This window comes from Halodurantibacterium daqingense (genome assembly GCF_042666235.1).
Classification (GTDB): Bacteria; Pseudomonadota; Alphaproteobacteria; order Rhodobacterales; family Rhodobacteraceae; genus Halodurantibacterium; species Halodurantibacterium daqingensis.
In genome coordinates this window covers 1-22,707 of sequence record NZ_JBHTFQ010000008.1, presented here as the reverse complement: position 1 = coordinate 22,707, position 22,707 = coordinate 1, and the positions used below count along the sequence as shown (strand labels likewise).

At 64.0% G+C, this 22,707-nt stretch carries 20 protein-coding genes and 2 pseudogenes; 10 read left to right on the top strand and 12 right to left on the bottom strand.

The features are described 5' to 3' along the window. Positions 1–44: 44 nt before the first annotated feature. Together rhaS and ACFQXB_RS14530 are read right to left on the bottom strand one after the other, a co-directional pair. Positions 45–1,028, bottom strand: coding sequence for a rhamnose ABC transporter substrate-binding protein (gene rhaS, locus ACFQXB_RS14535; protein WP_377405695.1), 984 nt, complete (start codon positions 1,026–1,028; stop codon positions 45–47). A 37-nt stretch (positions 1,029–1,065) separates the two neighbouring features. Then, positions 1,066–1,875, bottom strand: coding sequence for a DeoR/GlpR family DNA-binding transcription regulator (locus tag ACFQXB_RS14530; protein WP_377405310.1), 810 nt, complete (start codon positions 1,873–1,875; stop codon positions 1,066–1,068). Between the two features lie 185 nt (positions 1,876–2,060). Here ACFQXB_RS14530 and ACFQXB_RS14525 point away from each other — a divergent pair, with 185 nt between their 5' ends. Beyond that, positions 2,061–4,163 (top strand): bifunctional rhamnulose-1-phosphate aldolase/short-chain dehydrogenase, encoded by a 2,103-nt coding sequence (locus ACFQXB_RS14525; RefSeq protein WP_377405307.1) that lies wholly within the window; start codon positions 2,061–2,063, stop codon positions 4,161–4,163. Between the two features lie 3 nt (positions 4,164–4,166). Beyond that, the gene (rhaI, locus tag ACFQXB_RS14520; RefSeq protein WP_377405304.1) at positions 4,167–5,435 is read left to right on the top strand and encodes an L-rhamnose catabolism isomerase; all 1,269 of its coding nucleotides are present in this window, start codon (positions 4,167–4,169) and stop codon (positions 5,433–5,435) included. A 488-nt stretch (positions 5,436–5,923) separates the two neighbouring features. On the opposite strand, the gene ACFQXB_RS14515 is transcribed toward rhaI, so the two are convergent. The 6 genes from ACFQXB_RS14515 to ACFQXB_RS14490 are packed head-to-tail and all read right to left on the bottom strand — an operon-like array spanning position 5,924 to position 11,595. Continuing rightward, positions 5,924–6,991 (bottom strand): Gfo/Idh/MocA family protein, encoded by a 1,068-nt coding sequence (locus ACFQXB_RS14515; protein ID WP_377405302.1) that lies wholly within the window; start codon positions 6,989–6,991, stop codon positions 5,924–5,926. A 6-nt stretch (positions 6,992–6,997) separates the two neighbouring features. After that, entirely contained in the window at positions 6,998–7,744 is a 747-nt protein-coding gene (locus ACFQXB_RS14510) for an SDR family NAD(P)-dependent oxidoreductase (RefSeq protein ID WP_377405298.1), read from the bottom strand. After that, entirely contained in the window at positions 7,731–8,672 is a 942-nt protein-coding gene (locus ACFQXB_RS14505; protein WP_377405295.1) for an amidohydrolase family protein, read from the bottom strand. Before ACFQXB_RS14505 ends, ACFQXB_RS14510 begins: the two co-directional genes overlap by 14 nt. Continuing rightward, positions 8,669–9,730 (bottom strand): TRAP transporter substrate-binding protein, encoded by a 1,062-nt coding sequence (locus ACFQXB_RS14500; protein ID WP_377405293.1) that lies wholly within the window; start codon positions 9,728–9,730, stop codon positions 8,669–8,671. Before ACFQXB_RS14500 ends, ACFQXB_RS14505 begins: the two co-directional genes overlap by 4 nt. Positions 9,731–9,773: 43 nt before the next feature. Further along, positions 9,774–11,063, bottom strand: coding sequence for a TRAP transporter large permease (locus ACFQXB_RS14495; RefSeq protein ID WP_377405290.1), 1,290 nt, complete (start codon positions 11,061–11,063; stop codon positions 9,774–9,776). Position 11,064: 1 nt separating this feature from the next. After that, positions 11,065–11,595 carry a TRAP transporter small permease gene (locus ACFQXB_RS14490; protein ID WP_377405286.1) on the bottom strand — a complete coding sequence of 177 codons (531 nt, stop codon included), beginning with the start codon at positions 11,593–11,595 and terminating at the stop codon, positions 11,065–11,067. 158 nt (positions 11,596–11,753) lie between these two features. On the opposite strand from ACFQXB_RS14490, the gene ACFQXB_RS14485 reads away from it, so the two are divergent. The 5 genes from ACFQXB_RS14485 to ACFQXB_RS14465 all read left to right on the top strand — a co-directional run bounded on the left by ACFQXB_RS14485 (position 11,754) and on the right by ACFQXB_RS14465 (position 16,022). Further along, a complete protein-coding gene (locus ACFQXB_RS14485; RefSeq protein ID WP_377405283.1) occupies positions 11,754–12,800 on the top strand; it encodes a LacI family DNA-binding transcriptional regulator in 1,047 nt (348 codons plus the stop codon). 22 nt (positions 12,801–12,822) lie between these two features. Further along, positions 12,823–13,974 carry an enolase C-terminal domain-like protein gene (locus tag ACFQXB_RS14480; RefSeq protein WP_377405280.1) on the top strand — a complete coding sequence of 384 codons (1,152 nt, stop codon included), beginning with the start codon at positions 12,823–12,825 and terminating at the stop codon, positions 13,972–13,974. Between the two features lie 36 nt (positions 13,975–14,010). Continuing rightward, positions 14,011–14,856 carry a fumarylacetoacetate hydrolase family protein gene (locus tag ACFQXB_RS14475; RefSeq protein ID WP_377405277.1) on the top strand — a complete coding sequence of 282 codons (846 nt, stop codon included), beginning with the start codon at positions 14,011–14,013 and terminating at the stop codon, positions 14,854–14,856. 466 nt (positions 14,857–15,322) lie between these two features. After that, positions 15,323–15,577, top strand: a complete 255-nt coding sequence (locus ACFQXB_RS14470) for a hypothetical protein (RefSeq protein WP_377405274.1) — start codon at positions 15,323–15,325, stop codon at positions 15,575–15,577. A 283-nt stretch (positions 15,578–15,860) separates the two neighbouring features. Continuing rightward, positions 15,861–16,022 carry a hypothetical protein gene (locus ACFQXB_RS14465; protein WP_377405271.1) on the top strand — a complete coding sequence of 54 codons (162 nt, stop codon included), beginning with the start codon at positions 15,861–15,863 and terminating at the stop codon, positions 16,020–16,022. A gap of 226 nt (positions 16,023–16,248) precedes the next feature. Here the strand turns inward: ACFQXB_RS14465 and ACFQXB_RS14460 are convergent. Both ACFQXB_RS14460 and ACFQXB_RS14455 read right to left on the bottom strand, forming a co-directional pair. Continuing rightward, a pseudogene (locus ACFQXB_RS14460) lies at positions 16,249–16,443 on the bottom strand (IS630 family transposase); the annotation flags it as partial. Between the two features lie 80 nt (positions 16,444–16,523). Continuing rightward, the gene (locus ACFQXB_RS14455; RefSeq protein ID WP_377405268.1) at positions 16,524–17,228 is read right to left on the bottom strand and encodes a TetR/AcrR family transcriptional regulator C-terminal domain-containing protein; all 705 of its coding nucleotides are present in this window, start codon (positions 17,226–17,228) and stop codon (positions 16,524–16,526) included. Between the two features lie 163 nt (positions 17,229–17,391). On the opposite strand from ACFQXB_RS14455, the gene ACFQXB_RS14450 reads away from it, so the two are divergent. Together ACFQXB_RS14450 and ACFQXB_RS14445 are read left to right on the top strand one after the other, a co-directional pair. Continuing rightward, positions 17,392–18,717 carry an amidohydrolase family protein gene (locus ACFQXB_RS14450; RefSeq protein WP_377405265.1) on the top strand — a complete coding sequence of 442 codons (1,326 nt, stop codon included), beginning with the start codon at positions 17,392–17,394 and terminating at the stop codon, positions 18,715–18,717. Positions 18,718–18,729: 12 nt separating this feature from the next. Next, entirely contained in the window at positions 18,730–19,389 is a 660-nt protein-coding gene (locus ACFQXB_RS14445; RefSeq protein ID WP_377405262.1) for a hypothetical protein, read from the top strand. A gap of 573 nt (positions 19,390–19,962) precedes the next feature. On the opposite strand, the gene ACFQXB_RS14440 is transcribed toward ACFQXB_RS14445, so the two are convergent. Together ACFQXB_RS14440 and ACFQXB_RS14435 are read right to left on the bottom strand one after the other, a co-directional pair. Continuing rightward, the gene (locus ACFQXB_RS14440) at positions 19,963–20,133 is read right to left on the bottom strand and encodes a hypothetical protein (protein ID WP_377405260.1); all 171 of its coding nucleotides are present in this window, start codon (positions 20,131–20,133) and stop codon (positions 19,963–19,965) included. A 268-nt stretch (positions 20,134–20,401) separates the two neighbouring features. Beyond that, a pseudogene (locus ACFQXB_RS14435) lies at positions 20,402–21,170 on the bottom strand (IS5 family transposase). A 486-nt stretch (positions 21,171–21,656) separates the two neighbouring features. Here ACFQXB_RS14435 and ACFQXB_RS14430 point away from each other — a divergent pair. Next, on the top strand, positions 21,657–22,106 hold the full coding sequence (locus ACFQXB_RS14430; protein WP_377405257.1) for a DUF1801 domain-containing protein: 450 nt from the start codon (positions 21,657–21,659) through the stop codon (positions 22,104–22,106). Positions 22,107–22,707: the final 601 nt, after the last annotated feature.

Sequence of the window (22,707 nt, the reverse complement as noted above, 5' to 3'; positions counted from 1 at the left end):
CCTGCGGAAAGGCCCCGGCGACGTGCGCCGGGGCAGGTCAGCGCTCAGAAGATCGAGCTGAACTCATCGATGTTGCTGGCGTCATAGGTGAAGGGGTCGGCCATCGCGGCCTCGCCGTTCTCATCCAGCACCACCTCGCCCATCCGGCCGATGGATATGGTCGCGCCCGGCTCCGCCGTCGCCGCATCGGTCGCCAGCGCATGGGCGATCATCGCGGCGGAATAGCCCAGATCGATGGGGTTCCAGATCGCAAAGCTTTTCGACGCACCCGATTTCACATGCCCCGCCATTTCGGACGGCAGGCCGAGGCCGGTGACATTCACCTGACCGACCTTGCCGGCATCCGTCACCGCCTGCGCGGCGGCCACGATCCCCACGCTGGTCGGTGCGATGATTGCGTCAAGGTCCGGGTAGCTCTGCATCAGGCCCTGCGCCTCGCGATAGGACTTGTCGGCCAGGTCGTCACCATAGACCGTCGCCACGACCTCGATGTTGGGGTAATCGCCCATGACCTTCTGCATCTCGGCGATCCAGGTGTTCTGGTTGGTCGAGGTGCTGGTCGCCGACAGAACCGCGACCTGCCCGCCATCGGGCAGATGGTCGGCGGCCAGCTTGATGATCGTGTTGCCTATCAGGGGGGCCGAGGACGGGTTCAGATGCATCTGCCGCCCCTCCGGCGCCACGCCGCTGTCCCAGCTGATCACGGTGATGCCCCGTTCCATCGCGCGCTTCAGCGTCGGCACCAGCGCATCCGTGTCGTTGGCGCTGACCGCGATGGCATCGACGCGCTGCGCGATCAGGCTGTTCAGCACCTCGATCTGGCCTTCCGCCGTGGTGTCGGTCGGACCGGTATAGATGATCTCGACATCGCCCAGCTCGGCCGCCGCTTCCTCGGCGCCCTTCGCGGCCGCCTCGAAGAAGCCGATGCCAAGCGCCTTGGCCACCAGCGCGATACGCACCGTTTCCGCCTGCGCCGCCCCGGCCATCAGGACCGAAGCCATCGCGGCCGTCGTCAGGATCTTTCTCATCATTCTCGGGTCTCCTCCCCTTTGTCGTTGCCGCGCATCAATCCTCTTGCGCGCGGGTCTTCTTGGCCGACTGGGCGACGGGCGCCACGATCAGCCGGATTTCCGCCGCCTCCAGCATCTTGGCGGCCCGGTCGTCGATGCCGTCATCGGTGATGACGGTATGAATGCGCGACAGCGGGCACAGCAGCAGGCTCGACCGCTGGCCGAACTTGGAACTGTCGGCCAGAACCACCAGCTCATCTGCCTGCCCGATCAGCTTCTGCTCGGCCTGGACCAGCAGCGGATCGCCCTCCATCAATCCCAGGGGGCCCAGGCCACGGCAGCCCATGAACATGCGCCGCGCATAGAAATGGCTGCTGCCATCGGCATCGAAAGGCGACAGGATGATGTTCTGTTCGCGATAGATCGCGCCGGCGGGCAGCAGCACGGTGTTCTTCGACTGCTTCAGCAGATGCTCCGCGATCGGGAAGCTGTTGGTGAAGACCTGCAGCCGCTTGGTGGTCAGCGGATGGACCATCTGGAAGGTCGTGGTGCCGCCGTTGATGATGATCGCGTCGCCATCCTCACACAGCTCGACCGCGGCCTGCGCGATTGCGCGTTTCTGCGCGATATTGATTACCTGGTTGACTGCGAAGGGCCGTGCGTTGATGCCCACGAATTGCGGCGGCGCGATGGCTTCTGCGCCGCCCCGCACCCGGCGCAGCTTCTTGGCCAGATGCAGCTGCGCAATGTCGCGGCGCACCGTCGCCTCGGAAACGCCGGTCAGCGCGCAAAGGTCGGCCACGCTGACCACGGGCCGTTCCTGCACGGCCGACAGGATGATGCGATGGCGTTCCGTTTCCAGCATGAAGCGTCTCCCTTGCCAGCCAGTTTCCAGCAGTTATGCGCATTGTCAATCATTTTCGCGCGCATCATTCACTTAGGCGGCGCTATATGATCGAAACTGATTGAAACTGATTGACTTGGCCGGGCAGGCATTGCTAACCGAAAGTAACATGCGCGGCCGGTGCCGTGCCGAATCGGGAGGATCCCATGACCCAGTCCATTGCCCGCCAGCGGCTTGAAAACCTGTGGGATGAGGCGAAGGCCGTATCCATGAGCGAGCCGGAAAAGCTGCTCTACCGGTCGAACCTGCTGGGATCGGACAAGCGCGTTACCAATTACGGCGGCGGGAACACCTCGGCCAAGGTATTGGAGACTGATCCGCTCACGGGGGAACAGGTCGAGGTACTTTGGGTGAAGGGATCGGGCGGGGATATCGGGTCCATGACGATGGACGGGTTCTCCACGCTCTACATGGACAAGCTCCGCGCGCTGAAGGGCAAGTATCGCGGCGTTGCGCATGAGGATGAGATGGTGGGTTACCTGCCCCATTGCACCTTCGCGCTGAACCCGCGCGCGGCCTCCATCGACACGCCGCTGCACGCCTATGTGCCGAAGAAGCATGTGGACCATGTGCATTCGGACGCCATCATCGCCATCGCGGCTTCGGTCAACTCGCGCGATTTGACGGCAGAGATTTTCGGCGACGACATCGGCTGGCTGCCCTGGAAGAAGCCCGGCTACGAGCTTGGCCTGTGGCTGGAGAAACTGGCGACCGAAAACCCGCAGATGCGCGGCGCCGTTCTGGAAAGCCACGGCCTGTTCACCTGGGCGGACGATGCCCGCGATTGCTACCTCACCACGCTGGAGATCATCAACAAGGCCGCCGCCTGGCTTGAGGACAAGACCGCAGGGCAGCCCGCTTTCGGGGGCGCGAAGGTGCCCACGCTTGAACCCGCCGCCCGCCGCGACATCGCCGCCCGGCTGATGCCGGCCATCCGCGGCCTGATCTCCGGTGACCGCCACAAGGTCGGGCATTTCGATGACCAGCCGGCCGTGCTGGAATTCGTGGGCTCGCAGGCGCTGGACAGGCTGGCACCCATGGGCACCTCCTGCCCCGACCATTTCCTGCGCACCAAGATCCGCCCGCTGGTCGTCGATTTCGACCCGGCGAACCCCGATCTTGATGCCACCATTGCCGGGCTGGGCGGTGCCATAGCCGCCTATCGTGACGATTACGCCGCCTATTACGACCGCTGCAAGAAGCCCGACAGCCCGGCCCTGCGCGATCCGAATGCGGTTGTTTACCTGGTGCCGGGCGTCGGCATGCTGACCTTCGCGCTGGACAAGGCCACCGCCCGCATTTCGGGCGAGTTCTATGTCAACGCGATCAACGTGATGCGCGGTGCCAGCGCCGTCAGCACCTATCAGGGCCTGCCCGAACAGGAAGCCTTCGACATCGAATACTGGCTGCTGGAGGAAGCGAAACTTCAGCGCATGCCCAGGCCGAAATCGCTGGCGGGCCGCGTGGCACTGGTCACCGGCGGCGCGGGCGGCATCGGGGCGGCGACAGCGGAACGCTTCCTGCGGGAAGGCGCCTGCGTCATGCTGGCCGATATCGACGAAGGGGCGCTGAAAACGGCGCATGATGGACTGGCGGGGCGCTTTGGCGCTGACGTGGTGCGGTCCGTCCCGATGAACGTGACGGATGAAACGCAGGTCGCCCGCGCCTATGCCGAGCTGGCAGTGGAGTTCGGCGGCATCGACATCCTCGTGTCGAATGCGGGCATCGCGTCCTCGGCCCCGATCGAGGAAACCTCGCTCGCGCTCTGGAACAAGAACATGGATATCTTGTCCACCGGCTATTTCCTCGTCTCGCGCGAGGCGTTCAAGACCTTCCGGGTGCAGAATATCGGTGGTTCGGTGATCTTCATCGCCTCGAAGAACGGTCTCGCTGCCAGCCCCAACGCCAGCGCCTATTGCACCGCCAAGGCGGCCGAGATCCACCTGGCCCGCTGTCTGGCGCTGGAAGGGGCCAGCGCCGGCATCCGCGTCAACGTGGTGAACCCCGATGCCGTGCTGCGCGGTTCGCGCATCTGGGAAGGCGAATGGCTGGACCAGCGCGCCAGCACCTACGGCACCGACAAGGAGGGGCTGGAGGAGATGTATCGCAACCGCTCGATGCTGAAACGCTCGGTCCTGCCCGAGGATATCGCCGAAGGCGCCTATTTCTTCGCCTCCGACCTGTCCGCCAAATCGACCGGCAACATCCTCAACGTGGATGCCGGCAACGTCCAGGCCTTCACGAGGTAAGCCATGAAGACCATCATCGAGGCCGAGAACGACCCCCGTCGCGCCGATCTGGACACCGATTACGACGCGCTCGGCGCGCGGCTGGCGCGCCGGGGCGTGGACATCGAGGCGCTGGTTGCCCGCGCCGCCAGCTTCGCCGTCGCCGTCCCCAGTTGGGGCACCGGCACCGGCGGCACCCGCTTCGCCCGCTTCCCCGGCAAGGGGGAGCCGCGCGGTATCATGGACAAGCTGGACGATTGCGGCGTGATCCATGCCCTGACCGCCGCCACGCCCCGCGTCAGCCTGCACATTCCGTGGGACAAGACGGAGCCCGCCCTGCTGCGCGAAAAGGCGGAGGAGGTGGGGCTGGGCTTTGACGCGATGAACTCGAACACCTTTCAGGACCAGCCGGACCAGCCGCTCAGCTACAAGTTCGGCTCGCTGTCGCACACGGATGCCGCCACGCGCCGGCAGGCGGTGGAGCATAACCTGGAGTGTATCGAGATCGGTCAGGCCATCGGGTCAAAGGCGCTGACGGTCTGGATCGGCGACGGCTCGAACTTCCCGGGCCAGACCTCACTGTCGCGCCAGTTCGAGCGGTATCTGGACGCGATGCGCCACGTCTATGCCGGGCTGCCGGAGGACTGGCGGCTGTTCTCCGAACACAAGATCTACGAGCCGGCCTTCTATTCGACCGTCGTGCAGGACTGGGGCACCAGCCTGATGATCGCGCAGGAGCTTGGCCCCCATGCGCAATGCCTCGTCGACCTCGGCCACCACGCACCCAATGTGAACATCGAGATGATCGTGGCCCGCCTCATCCGGGCGGGAAAGCTGGGCGGCTTCCATTTCAACGACAGCAAGTATGGCGATGACGATCTGGACAGCGGCACGATCGACCCGTTCCGCCTGTTCCTGGTGTGGAACGAACTGGTCGAGCTGGAGGACACGCCCGGCCTGAACCTTGCCCATATGATCGACCAGAGCCACAACATCACGGACCCGATCGAAAGCCTGATCATTTCGGCCTGCGAGATCCAGCGCGCCTATGTGCAGGCATCGCTGGTGGACCGCGCCGCGCTTGAAGGGTTCCGGGCTGAGAATGACGCGCTGATGGCCGCCGCAACCTTGCGCGCCGCCTTCCGCACCGATGTGGAGCCGATCCTGCAGATGGCGCGCCTGCGCGCCGGCGCCGCGATCGATCCCATCGCGGCCTATCGGGCCTCGGGCTGGAGGGCGCGCGCGGCCGAAACCCGGCCCGCAGTCGCGGCAGGCGGCGGCGGTATCATCTGATTGACCCCCGGACGAAGCGTGTCGGGCGATCGCGCCCGCACCGCTTCTGGCCCTGACGATGCGCTGCAGGCAGGGATCGTCTGACGCGCAGGCCCGTTGGGCCCGCCACCGCCACCGCAGGCGCGCCGACCGGCCATGCTGAAGAAGGCGAGTGGGCTGTTGGACGGAACTGATGCAGCCGCATCTCCCTCCCCCATCCCCAAACGCCGCTGCCTGTCTCGTTGGCCCAGGGGCGCGGCCAGCAATCAGGGTGCCGCTGGTTCCCGGGATGCATCTGGCGGCGACCCCACGCGCGCCCGCGACCGCCGCTTCATGCACCGGAACAGGGACGATCGGTGCGAGGCAGGCCAAGCATCCCGCCCGCCGATGTCACCGGATCATCCGCAGACCGCCGGGCGAAGACCTCGTTCGCCTCGCCGGAACCCGAGCCTGGCGGCCCACGGCTCCTTGACAGGCCGCCAAGGCGGCAGAGCCTGCCGTCGGAACCATCAGGGCGGGGTGATCTCCTTTGCGGCAAGCGCTTCCTGCGGCGCGCCGCCCTGCGCTGCCGACTCAAGCAATGCCCGGATCGTTGCCGTTGTCATTGCGCCGATTTCGCCCGGAGACAGGTTCCTGCCGCGACCCAGCGCCAGATCGACCGCGGCATGAACGGGCGCCTTGCTGTCGAGCGTCCATGCTCCCTCGGCAAGCGGCAGGGTTTCGCACTGACCATTCACGAAGATTTCGCAACGGGTGCCATCAATGTCGATGTCGGCCACGCCCGCTGATCCTGACACGGTCAGGCGCATCAGGGCCCGGCGCCCCTGTGGAAGCGTTGCCGAGCCGGAGACCGAGGCCACTGCCCCATTGGAAAGCGAGATGACCGCCGCATTCGCGAGATCCACGCCGCCGCTTCCGCCCACAAGCCCCGACACCCTGCGCGGTGTGAGGCCGATCATGAAATACATGAGCGCAAGCGCGTGCGAAAGCTGGCCAAAGGCAAAGCCACCCCCCGCGGCCGGATCCTGCCAGGTCGAGGGGTCCGGACGCGCAAAGCTTGTGGCCCATCTGTCCAGGCCCCGCGTGCCGACAAAAACCTCGCGCGTGGCCGAAACGAAGGTGCAGCTGACATGCTCGATCTCGCCAATCAGTCCTTCGGCGATACGCTGCCGGAGCCCGTCAAGATGCGGCAGATAGTTGTAGCTGTTGGCGATGACCAGGGCTCGCCCCTGCGCCCTTGCGATCGCGACAAGATCCCAGGCCTCTCGGGGATCAAGCGTCATGGGCTTTTCGCAAAGCACATGCGCGCCGGCCTCGAGTGCCGCGCGCGCATGTTCGAAATGCATGGCATGAGGAGAGGCGACAATCACGAGATCCGGCCGCCGCTGCAGAACCGCCCGATAATCCTCGGAGGCGAACGCAAAACCGAAATGGGCGCGCACCCGGCCAAGCTCTGCGGCGCCCAGCCTGCAGACGCCGTCAAGAACCACTTCGGGCCGCTCCAGAAGTGCGGGGATATGGTTTTCGCAGGCGAACCAGCCTGCGCCGATCACGGCAGTGCGAAGGCTTTTCATCATGCGTCCTCAGTAAGTCGCCCGACCACCGCTCAGGTCGAAAACCGCCCCGGTCGTGAAGGAATTTTCGGCGGTGCAAAGCCAGGCAATCATCGCGGCAGCCTCGGTTGTCTCAAGGAACCGTCCGCGCGGGATTTTCGACAGCATGTAGCCGATGTGTTCCTCGCTCATCTGATCGAAGATTGCAGTCCGCGCGGCAGCCGGGGTCACGCAGTTGACCGCGATATCCTGACCTGCGGTTTCCTTCCCAAGTGCTTTCGTAAGCGCGATGACACCGGCCTTGGACGCCGAATAGGCTGCGGCATTGGGGTTTCCCTCCTTTCCCGCGATGGAGGCGACATTGACGATCCGCCCGTAGCCCCGCGCCTGCATGCCCGGCAGCAGCGCCTTGCAGCAGTGAAAGACCCCGTCGAGGTTGATCTCTATGATCCGCCGCCATTCGCCGGGATCATAGGCCACCACGGGCGCGTTCGAACCCGCGACCCCGGCATTCGCGACAAGAATGTCGACGGGACCGAACTCGGCCTCGGTTCTGCGGGCAGCGTCCATGACCCCGGCCCAGTCAGACTGGTCCACCTCGATGACGCAGGTATCTCCGCCGATCTCGGCCGCTGTCTTGCGGGCCGTTTCGACATCGCGATCCCAGATGCAGAGCCGCGCGCCCGAGGCGACAAGCCGCTCACCGACGGCACGGCCAATGCCTTGGGCCGCCCCCGTCACAACGGCGCGCCGTTCCTTCACGTCAAGCTTGTTCATGGTGATGTCCGTTTCCTGCAGGAGTTCGGTTGAAGGCCAGCCCGTAGGTCTGGCAGGTGGTGATCCGAAAGATCTGCTCGAGCGCCGGACCGGGCAGGTCGCACAGCACCTCAAGAAGGGACTCGAGTTGATGCTCGATGGTCCCGAAGCAGGTTTCGATCGGGAAGTTCGATCCCCAGGCAAGCCGCTCGGGTCCGAAAAGCTCCAGCGCCTCGCGCAGGAAGGGCCGGATGATCTCGGGGCGCCAGGCGGGATCGATGGGCCAGAGCATTGACACCTTGACCACAACATTCGGCACGACAGACAGCTGCCGCATCATGTTGCGCCATGTGGCGAAGCTGTCGCGCCCCGAGGCGATCCGGGGCCATCCCAGATGATTGAGGACGAAACGGATTTCTGGCCATCGCGCCGCGAGCCGGGCGGCCGCGTCGCCCTGTTCCGGGAAGATGCTGAGGTCAAACACCGCCCGCCGCGCGTTCAGCATTGCAAGGACACTGGTGAAGTGATCCGAGTCGGGCGGCTCCCCGGAGGCGTTGATGGCGCGATCGGCATTGAGGCGCATGCGAAACCCGACCGGTGGCACGCGCCCCTCCCAGCGGGCCAGCTCCTCGCCCCCCTTGGCCCGAAGGTCTATCTGCGCAACATGGCCGATCACGAAATCCGCGCGGGCCTGCGTGGATACCCACTGCGCTTCGCCCAACGGGTCCGCGCAGCCTGCCTCCACATGCACCCCTGCGCACAGGTCCAGAACCCCGTCGAACGCAGCCAGATAGTCCTTGCGGGCAAACGGGCGCCGCAGCGCGCCCGTGTCACCAAAGCTGGGCGGACGCGCATCGGCCGAGAGCCAGGGATAGGGCAGCATTTCCGGATCCCACAGGTGAAAATGGCTGTCGGCCACCGGAAATGCCAGAAGGCGCCCGCCGCTCATCGGACAGACTGAAGCTCGTCAAGGACACCCGGCGCCCACCAGGTTGCCTGCCCCTCGAGGGCCTTTCCTGCGGCAAGCGCCTTGTTGCGCATCGCTTCCCGCTCGTCCTCGGGAAAGGCCACAACCTTGTCTGCACCCGCAAGCGCGGCAACCGCCTCGCGCTTCGCCGCGTTGTGGGTGATGAAGACGCCGCCGCCCTGGTCAAGCAGCGAGGCTATGGTGCTCAGGCTTTCTGCCTCGGCGGTCGCGGTCATCCAGGCATCCACCTCGTCGATCGCGGCCACGAGTGTGGCCTGATCGGCCGAAGACATCCCGGACCAGCGGGTCTCGTTGATCATCCAGACGTGAACACCGAACATGTCCTCGAGATCCGTGACGTTGGGCGCGGCCTTGTGCCAGTTGTTCGGCTGCACATCCACCGGCAGGCCATGGGCCCCATCCACCAGCCCGGTCTGCAACGCCAGGAATACCTCGTTCCAGTTCACGGGCGTCGGATTGGCGCCAATGGCCTTGTAGGATTCCAGCCAGTTGTCGAGCTGCGGCGACCGGATCTTCAACCCTTCGAAATCCGCGGCGCGTTGTGGCGTGACCTTGGTAAAGAACGCGCGCGACGGCAGAACCGCGGCACCCAGGATCCGCACGCCCTGCTCGGCGGCAATCTCGTCGATCAGTTCGGCCATCATCGCACTGTCAAGCACTCCGGCAAGATGTTCCTGATCCCGGAACACAAAGGAGAACGATGTCGCCTTCAGAAAATTCGAATAGGGCGCGGCCCAGGCGATGTCGGTGCCGATGATGTCGACGCTGCCCTCAGCCACCTGATCCCTGACCTGCGCGGCATTTCCCAGCACCGGTCCCTCGATATGGCGAACCTGAACGCCCGCGTCCTGTTCCCTGAGAAGGGTGTGCAACCGGTTTCCGGCAAGGTTGCGCAGCGTTCCCGCGGCATCGACCGTGGCAACGTTCAGCGACACCTCGGCTGATGCGGACAGGGCCGTCAGCCCGACCATGGCTGCAACCGCAGCGCCGTGACAGAATTTGCGGATTTCCTTCGACATCGTAACTCTCTCCTCCCGAGTCAGATTGTAGGTTTCATAGCCTTCAGCGCGTCGACGCCATCCATGCAGGCACGGCCGTTGACAGCGCCGGAACGAATGTCATGAGCAGCAGCACCGCAAGCAGCGGCAGATAAAAGGGCAGGATGGCCCGCGACATCGCGGCAAGGCTCAGTTTCGTGATGTCCATCATCACGAACAGAAGAACCCCGAAGGGTGGTGTCAGCGCGCCGATCATCAGGTTGACAATGATCACCATTGCCGCGTGGATCGGATCAATTCCGTTCATCACCATGGCAGGGCCCAGCACCGGCACCACGATCAACAGGATCACCGTGGTTTCGATCAGGGCACCGGCGACCAGCAGGATCAGATTGATGGTCAGCAGGAACAGGATCGGATTATGCGAAATGCCCTCGATCTGCCGCGCGAACCAGCTGACCGTATCCCCCATGGCCAAGGCCCACAGGAACGGCGCGGCAGCCGCGATCAGGAAGGCCAACACACCGGTGGTCAGAACGGTCTGGACCGCGCAATCCCAAAGCCGCCTTGGCGTCAGTTCACCCTGGGCAAAGCCAAGCACGGTCGCATAGACGGCCGTCAGCGCGCCCAGTTCGGTCGGGGTGGCCACGCCGCTCAGCAATCCCGCGATCAGCAGCGCCGGCGCGGAAAGGGCCGGCGCTGCCTTGACGAAGGCCTGCCAGCGTTCCCGCGCCGGCTTGCGCGGCTGCAACGGAACGTCGATCCTGCCGGTGCGCGCCATGATCGCGATGGCGATCATCAGGCTCGCGCCCATCAACAGGCCCGGCACTATTCCGGCAAGGAACAGGTCGCTCAGGGGCACATTCGCCAGAACCGCATAGACCACCATTATCACAGACGGCGGAATGATCGGCCCGATCACGGACGAGGCGGCGGTGATCGCCGTGGCGATACGGGTCGGATAGCCGGCCCGCTTCATCTCCTCGATCTCGATCCGGCCCAGCCCCGCGGCATCGGCCTGCGCGACGCCGCTCATGCCGGCAAAGATGATGCTGGCCAGAACATTGACATGGCCCAACCCGCCGCGGGTATGTCCGACCATGCAGTTGGCAAAGTCGAAAATGCGGCGCGCGATGCCGCCCGAGCTCAGGACCGTGCCGACAAAGACGAACAGCGGCAGCGCCAGGAAGGGAAAGCTCTCAAGCCCGGGCGGCATGCGGCTGGCCACGACCGAGGCGGGAAAAACCCCGTCCATTCCGATATAGACCAGACTGGCCGCGATCAGCGCGAACCCGACCGGTATCTCGAGAAGCACGAAGCCGAGCAGCAGCAGGAAGATGATACCGATGCTCATGTCATATCTCCAGAAGGGGGCGCGGCGCCGGGCGCACGCCGGGCGCAAACAGGGAGATAACGTTGTCCATGAAGTAGTAGAGATGTGTCAACGCGATCGAGACCATGCCCAGGCATAACGGCCAGGCGAACATCCAGCTGCGCGGAATGTTCACCGGCAAGGACACGGTGGCGGTGCGGGCCTGAAGCGTCGTATAGCCGAAGGAATGATAGGCGATCACGGCGGCCACGACCACGATGGCCCCCTGCCCGCCCAGCGCCCAGAGCGCCCGCGACCGGCCGGCACGGAAAATGCCACCGAGCGAGGTGATGGTGATATGCCGATTCGCCTTGGAAGCAAGGGCGGCACCCAGAAACGTCACCCAGATGAACGCGATCGTCGCCCCCTCCTCCACCCAGTAGAGCGATGAGCCGAGGACATAGCGGTAATAGACCTCGACGCTCACCGCGCAGATCATGGCCAGCACCAGAAGGCTTGCCGCGACAAGCTCTGCCCGGCCAAGAACCACGAGGGTCCAACTGAAGAATCGCATCGCTTACCTCCCCTTCGCGATCCGTCGCCATGCGCATGTTTTCGTGGATTCCGACTTGCGATGGACAACGCTATCCATTAACACTGCTTTCTGCGGGCTGCTTTGTCAAGCACCCTGCGCGGCAACCCGAGACAGCCAGAACGAGGACCGGATCATCAATGACCCCAAGCCAAGGCAGCCCCCGGAACCCGACCCCGGACCGCAGCAGCGACGAACGCCCCCGGCTGCGCGAAGTTGCCGAGGCGGCCGGCGTTTCGGTGATCACTGCCTCGCGCTGCCTGTCCAATCCTGATCGGGTTTCCGAAAAAACCCGCACCAGGGTGCTGAAGGTTGCCGCCGAACTTGGCTATATCCCCAACCGTGTAGCTTCAGGGCTGGTGTCGTCCCGGACCATGGTCATTGGCGTGGTGGTTCCCACGATCGCCAATCCCATCCACTCGGTCCTGCTCGAGGCCTTCAACGCCCAGATCGAAACGCAGGGCTATCGGACACTTCTGGCCACCACATCCTATGACGCGGCCAAGGAGGCGGATGCGGTCCGCACCTTGCTGGCCTACAAGGTCGATGCCCTGGCCCTGGCCGGAAAGGTGCAGAGCGCCGATGCCGTCCGCCTGCTGTCGGTGGCGCGGGTTCCGGTGGTCGAGATGTTCGAGCTTCACGATGCGCCGGTTGACCTGAATGTCGGCCTTTCCAATTTCGACGCCGGCGCCGCGCTGGCGCGCTACCTGCTGACGCGGGGCCGCAGGGCCATCGCCTATATCACCCATTCCGGCATCGACGACAGCCGCATGGCGGCGCGGTTTGCCGGATTTCAGGAAACAGCCGGGGCGCAACCCGATGTGCGCCTGATGGAATTCACCGATTCCGCGCCCCCGGGCCGGCTGCGCGAAAGCGCCATCAGCGCGATTCTTTCCCGGTTTCCGGACGTTGATGCGATCGTCTGCTCCGGCCATCAGGCTGCCGTTTCGGCCATTCGTATCCTTACCGATCAGGGGATCGACATTCCGGGTAGGATTGCCGTCAGCGGTTTTGGCGACAGCCCCGCCTCGTGCTGGGTCAGGCCGTCCCTGACCACGGTTGCCTATCCGATGGCCGAAATCGGCGCAGCCGCCGGCAAGATGTTGCTGGCACGCCTGGGCGGCGAGCCGCTTCCGAAGACCCAAGTCGATCTCGGGTTCGAGATCATCGAGCGGACAAGTACATGAAATCTGCAGCCTGGAGCGCCTGATGAGCCTAATAGAGCGGGTTGAAATCCATGAATACACCTTCCCGATCGAGAACCTGTCGCCGGGGCGAAGCTATGTCCCCGGGGCAAGGTCCGACGTGTCGTCGCTCGGGATACGCATCTTTACCCGCGACGGGCTGGAAGGAAGCTATTGCCCGCAGCACGGCGGCAAGAAGGCGCATGTCGGGCAGCTTCTGATGATTGCCCAAAGCCTGATCGGGCGCGATGCGCTGCAGCGCGAGTCGATCTATGATGACCTGAAAAGAGCCCTCCGCCAGGTCGGCTTCATCGGCGTGTCCCATGTGGATATCGCGCTGTGGGATCTTGCGGCGCGGAAATACGGCGTGTCGGTCAAGGAGCTTCTGGGCGGTTTTCGCACACGGCTGCGGACCTATGCCTCGACCACCCATGGCGACGAATATGGCGCGCTGACCCGCCCCGAGGATTATGCGGACTTTGCCGAAGCCTGTCACGCGCTTGGCTTTGGCGCATTCAAGATCCACGGCTGGGCCGAGGGCGAGCCGAAGCGCGAGGCGCAGAATGTGCTGCATCTGGCGGCGGCCGTCGGGGATCGGATGACGCTCCTGCTGGATCCGGCCTGCCAGTTACGGACCTTCGCCGATGCGCTTTACGTGGGCCGGGCCTGCGATGAGGCGGGGTATTTCTGGTATGAAGATCCGATGCGCGACGGGGGCGTCTCGATCCAGGCCTACAAGCGCCTGCGGGAGAAGATCACCACCCCGCTCCTGCTGACCGAACATGTGCGGGGGGTGGAGCCCAAGGCCGACTGGGCCGTGGCTGGCGCCACCGATTTCCTGCGCGCCGATCCCGACATGGATCTGGGCATCAGCGGGGTGATGCGGATCGCCCGCCTGGCCGAGGCCCTGGGCTGCGACGTCGAGCTTCACGGCGTGGGCCCGGCGCACCGGGCCTGCATGTCGGCGATCCGGAACACGAATTTCTACGAACTGGCCCTGGTAAATCCGAAGGCCCGCAACCCGGTGCCGCCGATCTATCGCTGCGGATACAGCGACCATCTCGAGGATGTCGGTGCCGACGGCTGCTATCCGGTTCCCGAAGGGCCGGGGCTCGGGGTAGAGTATGATTGGGATTATATCGCCCGCCGTCGCACCGCCCTTCACGTCTTTACCTGACGCCGCAAGAACACCTGTCAAGAAGGATACCTGAACATGCGATTTCTTCGTTATGGCGCACCCGGCGCGGAAAAGCCCGGACTACTGGATGCGGAAGGGCGGATCCGCGATCTGTCGGTCCTGATCAAGGATCTCGAGGGCGAGGTGCTGTGCCATCTCGACGCGCTGAAGGGTCTTGACGCCACGGCCCTCCCGCTGGTGGCGGATGATGTGCGGCTTGGCCCGCCCGTCAGCGGAACAGGCAAGTTCATCTGCATCGGCCTGAATTATGCCGACCATGCCGAGGAATCGGGCATGAGCGTGCCGCCCGAGCCGGTGATCTTCATGAAGGCCACAAGTGCCATCTGCGGCCCCTGCGACAACATCATCATTCCGCGCGACAGCGAAAAAACCGACTGGGAGGTCGAGCTGGCCGTGGTGATCGGCAAGCCCGCCAAACATGTGACCGAGGCCGAGGCCCTGCGCCATGTTGCAGGATATGCCGTGACCAATGACCTGTCCGAGCGCGCCTTCCAGATCGAACGCCAGGGCCAATGGACCAAGGGCAAAAGCTGCGACAGCTTCGGCCCGCTGGGGCCCTGGCTGGTCACCCCCGACGAAATTCCCGATCCACAGGATCTGCACATGTGGCTGAAGGTGAACGGCGAGATGAAGCAGGACGGCTCTACCCGGACCATGGTCTATGGTGTCGCCTTTCTCATCTCCTATCTCAGCCGGTTCATGACGCTCAGACCAGGGGACATCATCTCGACCGGCACACCGCCGGGCGTGGGGATGGGACAGAAGCCGCCGCGTTATCTGGTGGACGGGGACGTCGTGGAACTGGGCATCGCGCATCTCGGAACACAGGTGCAGCACGTCCGAAGCGACGACGCGGCCTAGGTTCGGGCGCCGGCAGCGGCGGTGCCGCGCCGCCGGGTCATCATACTGTCGTGCGAATGCCCGCGGCGGGCGATCTTGCGGCGGACGGACCGAGGCCGGGTGTCACAGGGACTCATGCTGGAGGGGCGGATCCGGGCTGTTCGTCGCGATCATCGACCCTCAGGCTGCCCTCAGGGCCGCCAGGGCGCTGTCGCTGCCCAATCCATGGTCAGACGCAGGCATGCCGGGCGTGGGGTCAGGCCCAGGGCCCGGCTTGTCATCCGCCGCGGCGAGGAATTCACCCTGACCCCCGGCGGGCAAGGAGGCCTATCGGCTGGGCCTGCAGATCGTGCAGGCTGCGCGGGACGTCGGGCCCTCGGCAACGACTGGCGGCCATTTCTGTGGCCTCTGGACGGCGGCGGGAACGCCGCGCCACGGCTGCGACCACAGCACAGCGTGGTACAAACGCATCCTCGAGGACGTCTGGATGCGCGAACTGCAGGTAATTGAACGCGAATTGACCCTCGCGGACGTGACGCCGGCAGTGGACCAGCTTCGTCCCATGGCCGCCGAAAACCTCGCGAACGCGCACGCCCTCACCAAAGATCGCGGGCGGCTTCTGGCCAGAAGCTCGGCGGCAAGCGGGTTCTCGACCCCGATGCACGGCCAGGATGACATCATGAAGAAATCCGCTTCCTCACCCGCCTCACTCAATCTCGGTGTCAATGTGCGATGGCTTTGACGGTTCTGCTTCGGTCCTATCAGAAGCAGGTCGAGGCAGATCTTGCGGCGCTTCCCCATGGCACGCGCGCCGTCATGGTGATGGCGCTTGTCGAGAAGGAGACCTGCAACAGTCAGGCCCGGATCGCTGCGCGGCGCGGGCTCGACAAGACCGTGATGACCGACCTTCTCGACGACCTGGAAAAGAAAAGCCATCAACCGCAGCACCGATCCGGCAGACCGGCGAAATCGTCAGCCTCACGGCAAAGGGCTCCGAGACGCTTGTCCGTTCTTGCAGCATCATCATGCAACTGGAACGGGGATTGCTGGCGAAGTTGACGGATGACGCCGCCGCGCAGCTTCAGAACCTGCGTTTCAAGGCCGCGGGGCTTGTCGAACCGCCGCCGGAAAGCCCCGACAGCGATCGGCTCTGCCAGGAGACGGCGGTCAACAGCGAGATGTGCTGAAACGGCTCTGGCGTTCAGCAAGTGCTGCTCGGATCGATCGTAGAAAGTCTGTCGCGTTCGGACAGCGCAGCTGCCTAGTGCTGGCGCTTAGCGCCGTGACGAACGCCGGGAATGTCGAAGCGTTCTCGATACGGCGCGGAAAGTGGATACACAGGCTCTCGATGCTCGGACACCAGTCGGGCAGAACGCTCACCAGCCGTCCACCGGCAATATGGCCTGCACCCAGCTTCTCCTGCCAGCGTCTAACGCAGGTCTTTGACTTGGCCGTAGCCGCCATGATCTCGATGGTGCCAAGCCATCATCGGTCAACAGGATGATCCGCGCGCCCACACATGCTTTTGCGGCGAACCGGGCGCTCCGACGAGTGCCTCAGGCAGAGCCCTGTCCATGCCGTGACGACGAGGCCGATACCGGTGCGCATTCCGCATCGTCGCACAGGAACGCAACACCGGGTATCCCCATCGGACTCGTCCGCCCCGATCAATCCATCAGGACAAATAGTTAAGCCTGATCGGCGGGTGGGTATTCGAGCAACGCCGAAAGACCGTTCAGAACGATTTCGAGCCCCTCGCCGAACACCTTGTCAGGTGCGGAATGTCGCGCCTTGCTGACGATTTCTTCCATCATCGGGAACTGGCCCGTCGCGATCTGCCGCTGCAAATAGGGCCAATTGCGCTCTTGCCACTCGGCGTTTGACGCTTCGACGGCAAGTTCGGCGCCCTCCATCCGAAGCGCACCGGTGACAAAGGCGACCAGGGTTGCCACCGCCTGCATCGCCAAGTCGATCCTCGCGAAAGCTTGGTCTCTGGCAAGTCCTGCGTGCAAATCCTCCATGAACCTCAACGCGTTTGGACCGATGGGCGGGCGCCCCCCAAGCGCGTCGATGAACCAGCGATGCTGGAGCCATGCCGCACGTATGCGATAGGCCACCGCGCGCGCCACCGCGCGCCAATCGCCGGACATGGGGCCCTTTGTGAGCATCTCGCCGAAGACCTCATCGACCATGAGCTCGATCAGTTCTTCCTTGGTCTCAAAGTAACTGTAGAGCCGCATCGGGGCCGAATTCGACGCAGCAGCCACTTTTCGGATTGTCACGGCAGACAAACCTTCAGCATCCGCGATGAAGATCGCCGCCGCGACCACCTTCCTGCGCGTCAGTGGCGTCGGCGGCGCTCGATTCACCGGGTCCGCGCGTTCCCATGCCAAGGAACGTGCGGGCGCGGCTGGGTGATCTGACTTAGGCATACGTCTTCATATATCCAAACCAGAAGCTTGTAAATGGCGTACGATACTGTACGTAATACGATAATATACATTGTACGATATAGCCGAATCGCTGCTTTCGGTAGTTCTCAGAAAGGGCATCAAGATGAAAACCGGCCTGACACGCAGAGACTTCATTCAGACCACGGTCGCCGGCGGCGTTGGCCTATGCGCTGGATCGGCGGTGACCTATTTTTCCGTGGTGCCGCCCGCCAACGCACGTGATCAGGTTAATGCGATCACGAACGCGCGGATATTCGACGGCACTACCGTCATTGACGCGCGCTCGGTCCTGATCGCCGACGGGAAGATCGCATTGGTCGGGGGCGAACTGCCGTCCGGCGTTCCGGTCCTTGACGCGCATGGAGCGACCCTGGCGCCCGGCCTGATCGATTCCCATGTCCATACGGATTCAGACGGTCTGAAGACTGCCCTGAAATTCGGCGTAACCACCGAGCTGGACATGAATGGGCAATGGTCGGGCCGTGCCCGCAGAAGCGTTGCTGCCGACGACAGCCTGGCCGACATTCGCGCACCTGGTGCCGGGCTGACCCCACCGGGCGGGCATCCGACAGAATACCAGGCCGAGAGCAAGAACCTGCTGATCAGGTACTATCCATACCCCACGGTATCCACACCCGAAGAAGCCACTGCTGCCGTTGCCAAACGGGTGGCGCAAGGGGCCGACTACATCAAGATATTCCTCGAGGACGGCGAGGTCGTCGGCCACCCAGGTCTCCCAATGATGGACGATGCGACACTTCGGGCCGCGGTCGATGCCACCCACCGATACGGCAAACTGGCCATTGCCCATGCCGTGACGCTCGAGACAGCGACGCGGGCAGTCTCCGCTGGTGTGGACGGACTCGCTCATCTTTTTGTCGACCGCCCGCACACGCCGGACTTCATCGAGGCCATGGCAGCTTCCGGCGCCTTCGTCATCCCCTGTCTGGTTCTGAATTCGTCGGCAATCGGCATCAACGCTGCGGACCTGGCCGCCGATCCGCGCGTCAATCCGAAACTCGACAAGAGCTGGCTGGATGCCCTCGGCCGCAGCTTCAACACCTTCCCGGAAGGCAGGCTGGAAGTCATGTATGCGTCGATCCGGGCGCTTCGAGAGGCAGGGATCGACATCTTGGCCGGCACCGACGTCTCCGAGCCCTTGCCCGGATTCGGGGGCCTTGCGCATGGCGCCAGCCTGCACGACGAATTGCGGCATCTGGTTGCGGCCGGTCTTTCACCCTCCGAGGCTCTGCAGGCTGCGACCGCCACTCCGGCTCGCCGGTTTTCCCTTGCCGACCGTGGCCGCATTGCGCCGGGCCTCAGGGCGGACCTTGTCCTGATGCGCGGCGATCCACTGAGCAATATCGGCGATACGCTGTCAGTCGAAGCTGTCTGGCGGCGTGGCGCGCGGCTTGCGACCCTCACATGACGCGAGCACACGGTGAAAGGACTGTTCCGAACGCTGGTGATTGTTGCGGCCGCATGGTCGGCATCCAGTCTCGGATATTTCTGGTTACTGCCCGTGCTCGGCGTCACCGATGGCTACAATCAGGCGCCCGTTGCCTTCGCGGCCTACTATGGCGCTTGGGGCGCGGCAGTCTTTGCAATCCTTCGGCGCAGGCTGTTTGCCCAAGTGAATTCCACTGTCGCCCGGGCCCATCTCCTACCCGCTGCAGCGCTGGCGGCCGCCTTCGCGCTGTTCGCCTCGGTCGGGCTGCCAAATCTGCCCGGAATGCGCCCACTGGGCGAGCAGGGGCCATCCGAAGTCCATTTCGCGACGCCCGCCTACTTTCTTCCAAAATCCATGGAGATTCTGTTCCAGCAGATTCTGGCCGCCGCGATTGTTTTGGAACTACGGGCCCATGATCTGTCGCTGCGTGCGATCACACTGCTTGTGAGCCTAATGTTCGGTGGTTTCCACCTAACCCTTGTCTATGTCTATGGCGAGGCAAGTTTTGCCTACAGGTTTACCGTCGCAGCCCTCCTCTTCGGCGCAACGATCCCCTACCTGATGCTGCGAGTGCCGCGTGGTTTCCTGCTCTCTTTCGGAGTCCACTGGTGCTTCTACGCCTGGCTCGCCTTGCTGAACACGCCGCCCTGATTCGTGTTGCCCGAGCATCCTCGCCAAGCGGCCGCAGGAGACGGGCTGAACCGCGCCCGGGTTTCCCGGAGCGTAAAACACTCAGAGGATGAGCCCCGTGACAAGGCAGCGATTCACCGCCGCCTGTCCGGCCGAGTTGCGCGAAGGCGGCGTTCGGCTTTTCCGGGAGAACCGCGGCGACCATGCCAGACAGGGCTGCCTGCAAGGCCCATCGCGCCGAAGCTTGGTTGTTCGCCTGACAGTCTGCGTGTCTGGCGCCAGCGGCCGAACGTGATGCCGGTCGGCGCGGCGGTCTGACGCCCGCGGAGAAGGACCGGATCAAGGAACTTGAGCGCCAGGTCCGTGAACTGCCCAAGCCAGGCTTGACCAGGTCTTCACCGCCGCGCCCTCGATCCATGACCGGCCGGCCTCCAGTGGCCATGATTTCGGGCCGGGTCCCGAAGCCTCGAAATCGATGAAGACGAACTGCTCAGCGTCATCAGGATGCATCACGGCCTCCATGGTCGCAGGTGCCGGCTGCCAGATGGCGCAAGATGATTTCCGGCGCTTCGTGGCGGTATTCGATGACAACACTCATGTCTTTCGCCGCCGAAGCTTGCGGTGACGCGCATAATGCCCCTCGATGGCAGTCATCAGTTCTCTGCGAACAAAATCCCGGGTATCGATGATCACCTCGTCATGAACGTCCTCAATACCGCGAAAAACGAACACGATCAGATGCAGGTAGAGCCTGAAGCGATTCATATGCCCGGGCGCTTCCCCCTCGGCTCCTGGCGGCCAGACCAGCGACGTGACGTAGGGGTGCGTTTCGGGGTTCCCTCCTCGTCCAGAATGATTTCTGCATGATCACCTGGAACACAGGCTGCATCAGCGCATCCTCGGAGCCATATAGCCGTAACTTCGCCTTGAGGCTGCCATCACCCAGGATGGACAGCATGCCGGGTTCATGTGCCGCTTCGGCTGCGTAGGTCAGAAGATGTGACAGCCCCCTAGGCTCCAGACTTATTGATCGTCAACGCCAGAACAAGACGGTTGCTGCGAGGATGACGGCGGAGAGGAAGACCCTGGGGCGCCTGTCGTAGCGGGTGGCGATGCGGCGCCAGTCCTTGAGCCTGCCGAACATGATCTCGATGCGGTTGCGGCGTTTGTAGCGGCGCCGGTCGTATCGGACGGCCTTGCCGCGCGACTTCCGGCCCGGGATGCAGGGCTTTATCCCTTTGTCTTTCAACGCATCCCGGAACCAGTCCGCGTCATGGCCACGGTCGGCGATCAGCCAGTCCGCGCCCGGCAGGCTGCTCAGCAAGGCCGCCGCGGCGAGGTGGTCGCTGACCTGGCCTGCGGTCATGAAGAAGCGGATGGGACCGCCTCGGGCGTCCGCCACGGCATGCAGCTTGGTGGTCAGCCCGCCCTTCGTGCGCCCGATCAGCCGGCCGCGCTTGTCGTCGGCCCCCCCTTTTTCACCCGCAGGCTCGAAGCCGTGGGATGCGCTTTCAGGTATGTCGCGTCGATCATCACGATCTTTTCCTCACCGCCGCAGGAGGCCAGCCCCTCCATGATCCGGGCGAAGACCCCCATCCGGCTCCAGCGGACCCACCGGTTGCAGAGCGTCTTCGGTGGTCCATACCCGGACGGGCATCACACCACCGCAAGCCATTGCGATTGATGAAGATTATCCCACTCAGAACGCGCCGGTCATCAACCCGCGGCTTGCCATGGCTTTTGGGAAAGAACGGCCGCAGCCGCTCCATCTGCGCATCCGTCAGCCAGAACAAGTTGCTCATCATGACCCCCGTCAGTTCGGGAGCTTGAATCACGCGGCCCGGCCACCCTCAAGCAGATCAATGGGTCCTGACCCTAGCTGGATCCTCAGTCCCTCGCCGAAAGGGACGCTGGTGCGAATGGAGCAGGCAGGCTTCCGGCCCGACCGAAACCCTACTTTCGGGGCGCGACCGCGCGGGCCTCTGTTTCTTGACGCGCTTGGCGATCTGCTCGCGCGCCTGGACTGACCCTTGGGCCCACACTCGTTGGAGGAACAATTGAACGGGTCTCATCTCAATCGCCTGATCCACCGTTGGACCGGCATTCTCTTTACGGTCATCGCGGCGGCAATCTTCGCCAGCCTCGGCCTTGGGATTGAGTCCGGCGAACGGTCTGTCTCCTGCCGCTCGCGCCCTTCTCCGTCATGATCCTGTCTGCGCCCGGGATGTTTGCAGTGTATCATACCGGACGTTGGCGCACCCGCCGTCACGGACCGAAGGGATAGGGCTATGGCAAGAACAGGCAATACGAGCAAAGAGGGCAAGGCATCCTCGGGCGCCAGACTTCTGGCTGGCGGCAATCCACAGATTCCCAAAGGCGAAGGCGACGGCCCGGTGCGCGCCTATATCGCCGCCATGCCAGGGTGGAAAAGCGCCATTGGCCGCGCCATCGACGAAACCATAGCCAAGGAGGTTCCGCACGCCCGCAAGGCGGTCAAATGGAACTCGCCATTCTATGGCGCGGCCGATGAGGCAATGGGCTGGTTTCTCAGCCTGCACTGCTTCAACCACTATGTGAAAGTGACCTTCTTCCGCGGAGCCTCGCTCGTGCCGCCGCCACCGGGCAAATCAAAATATCCAGAGGTCCGCTATCTCGACATCAGAGAGGACAGCTTTGATGAAAGCCGGTTTCAAGACTGGGTCAGGCAGGCCGCAGCTCTTCCCGGTGAGAAGCTGTAGCTTGTGCGGAACCGGAGCAACTGCCAGCCGCTCCGACCGCCGTTGACGCCACCAGATGAAGGTGACGTGGCCAAGAATCATGCCGGTGCCGCTGTAGCCGGCCGGGAAGGAGGATACTTCGGAGCCAGAGGTCGCCCAGCCGATGCTCGACGCTGAGCCTCAGCGACAGCACCCATCGCGTCTTGTCCATCGCCAGGCTTCACCTGCAACCGGGCCTGGCCAGGCAGGCCAGTGTCCGGAAGGTGATCATCACCGCCCGATCAGCACAAGCCGGCGGCGCGCACTTGACCAGCCCTCGGAACAGCGCCTGTTCTTTCGCATCAAGAAGCGGGCGGGCTTTTGCCATGCACGCTGTGCCCCTTCAGAGACCTACACATCTCCAAACTCCAGGTCCCCGGTGGCACCGCAGGCGGGCGCATCTGACCTTGCCCGACGCGGGAAACCCTCCCGGCTGCGGTTTCGCGCCAGCCAATAGCGAACAGGCCGCGTGTTGCGGGTCCTTGCGTATCCGTCCGGTCTGCCTGCCCTGCCTGCGTGATGGAGTGGGTGATAGTGTCCACTATCGATAGTGGACATCTTGAGGTCGGTGATGGCGGGGAAG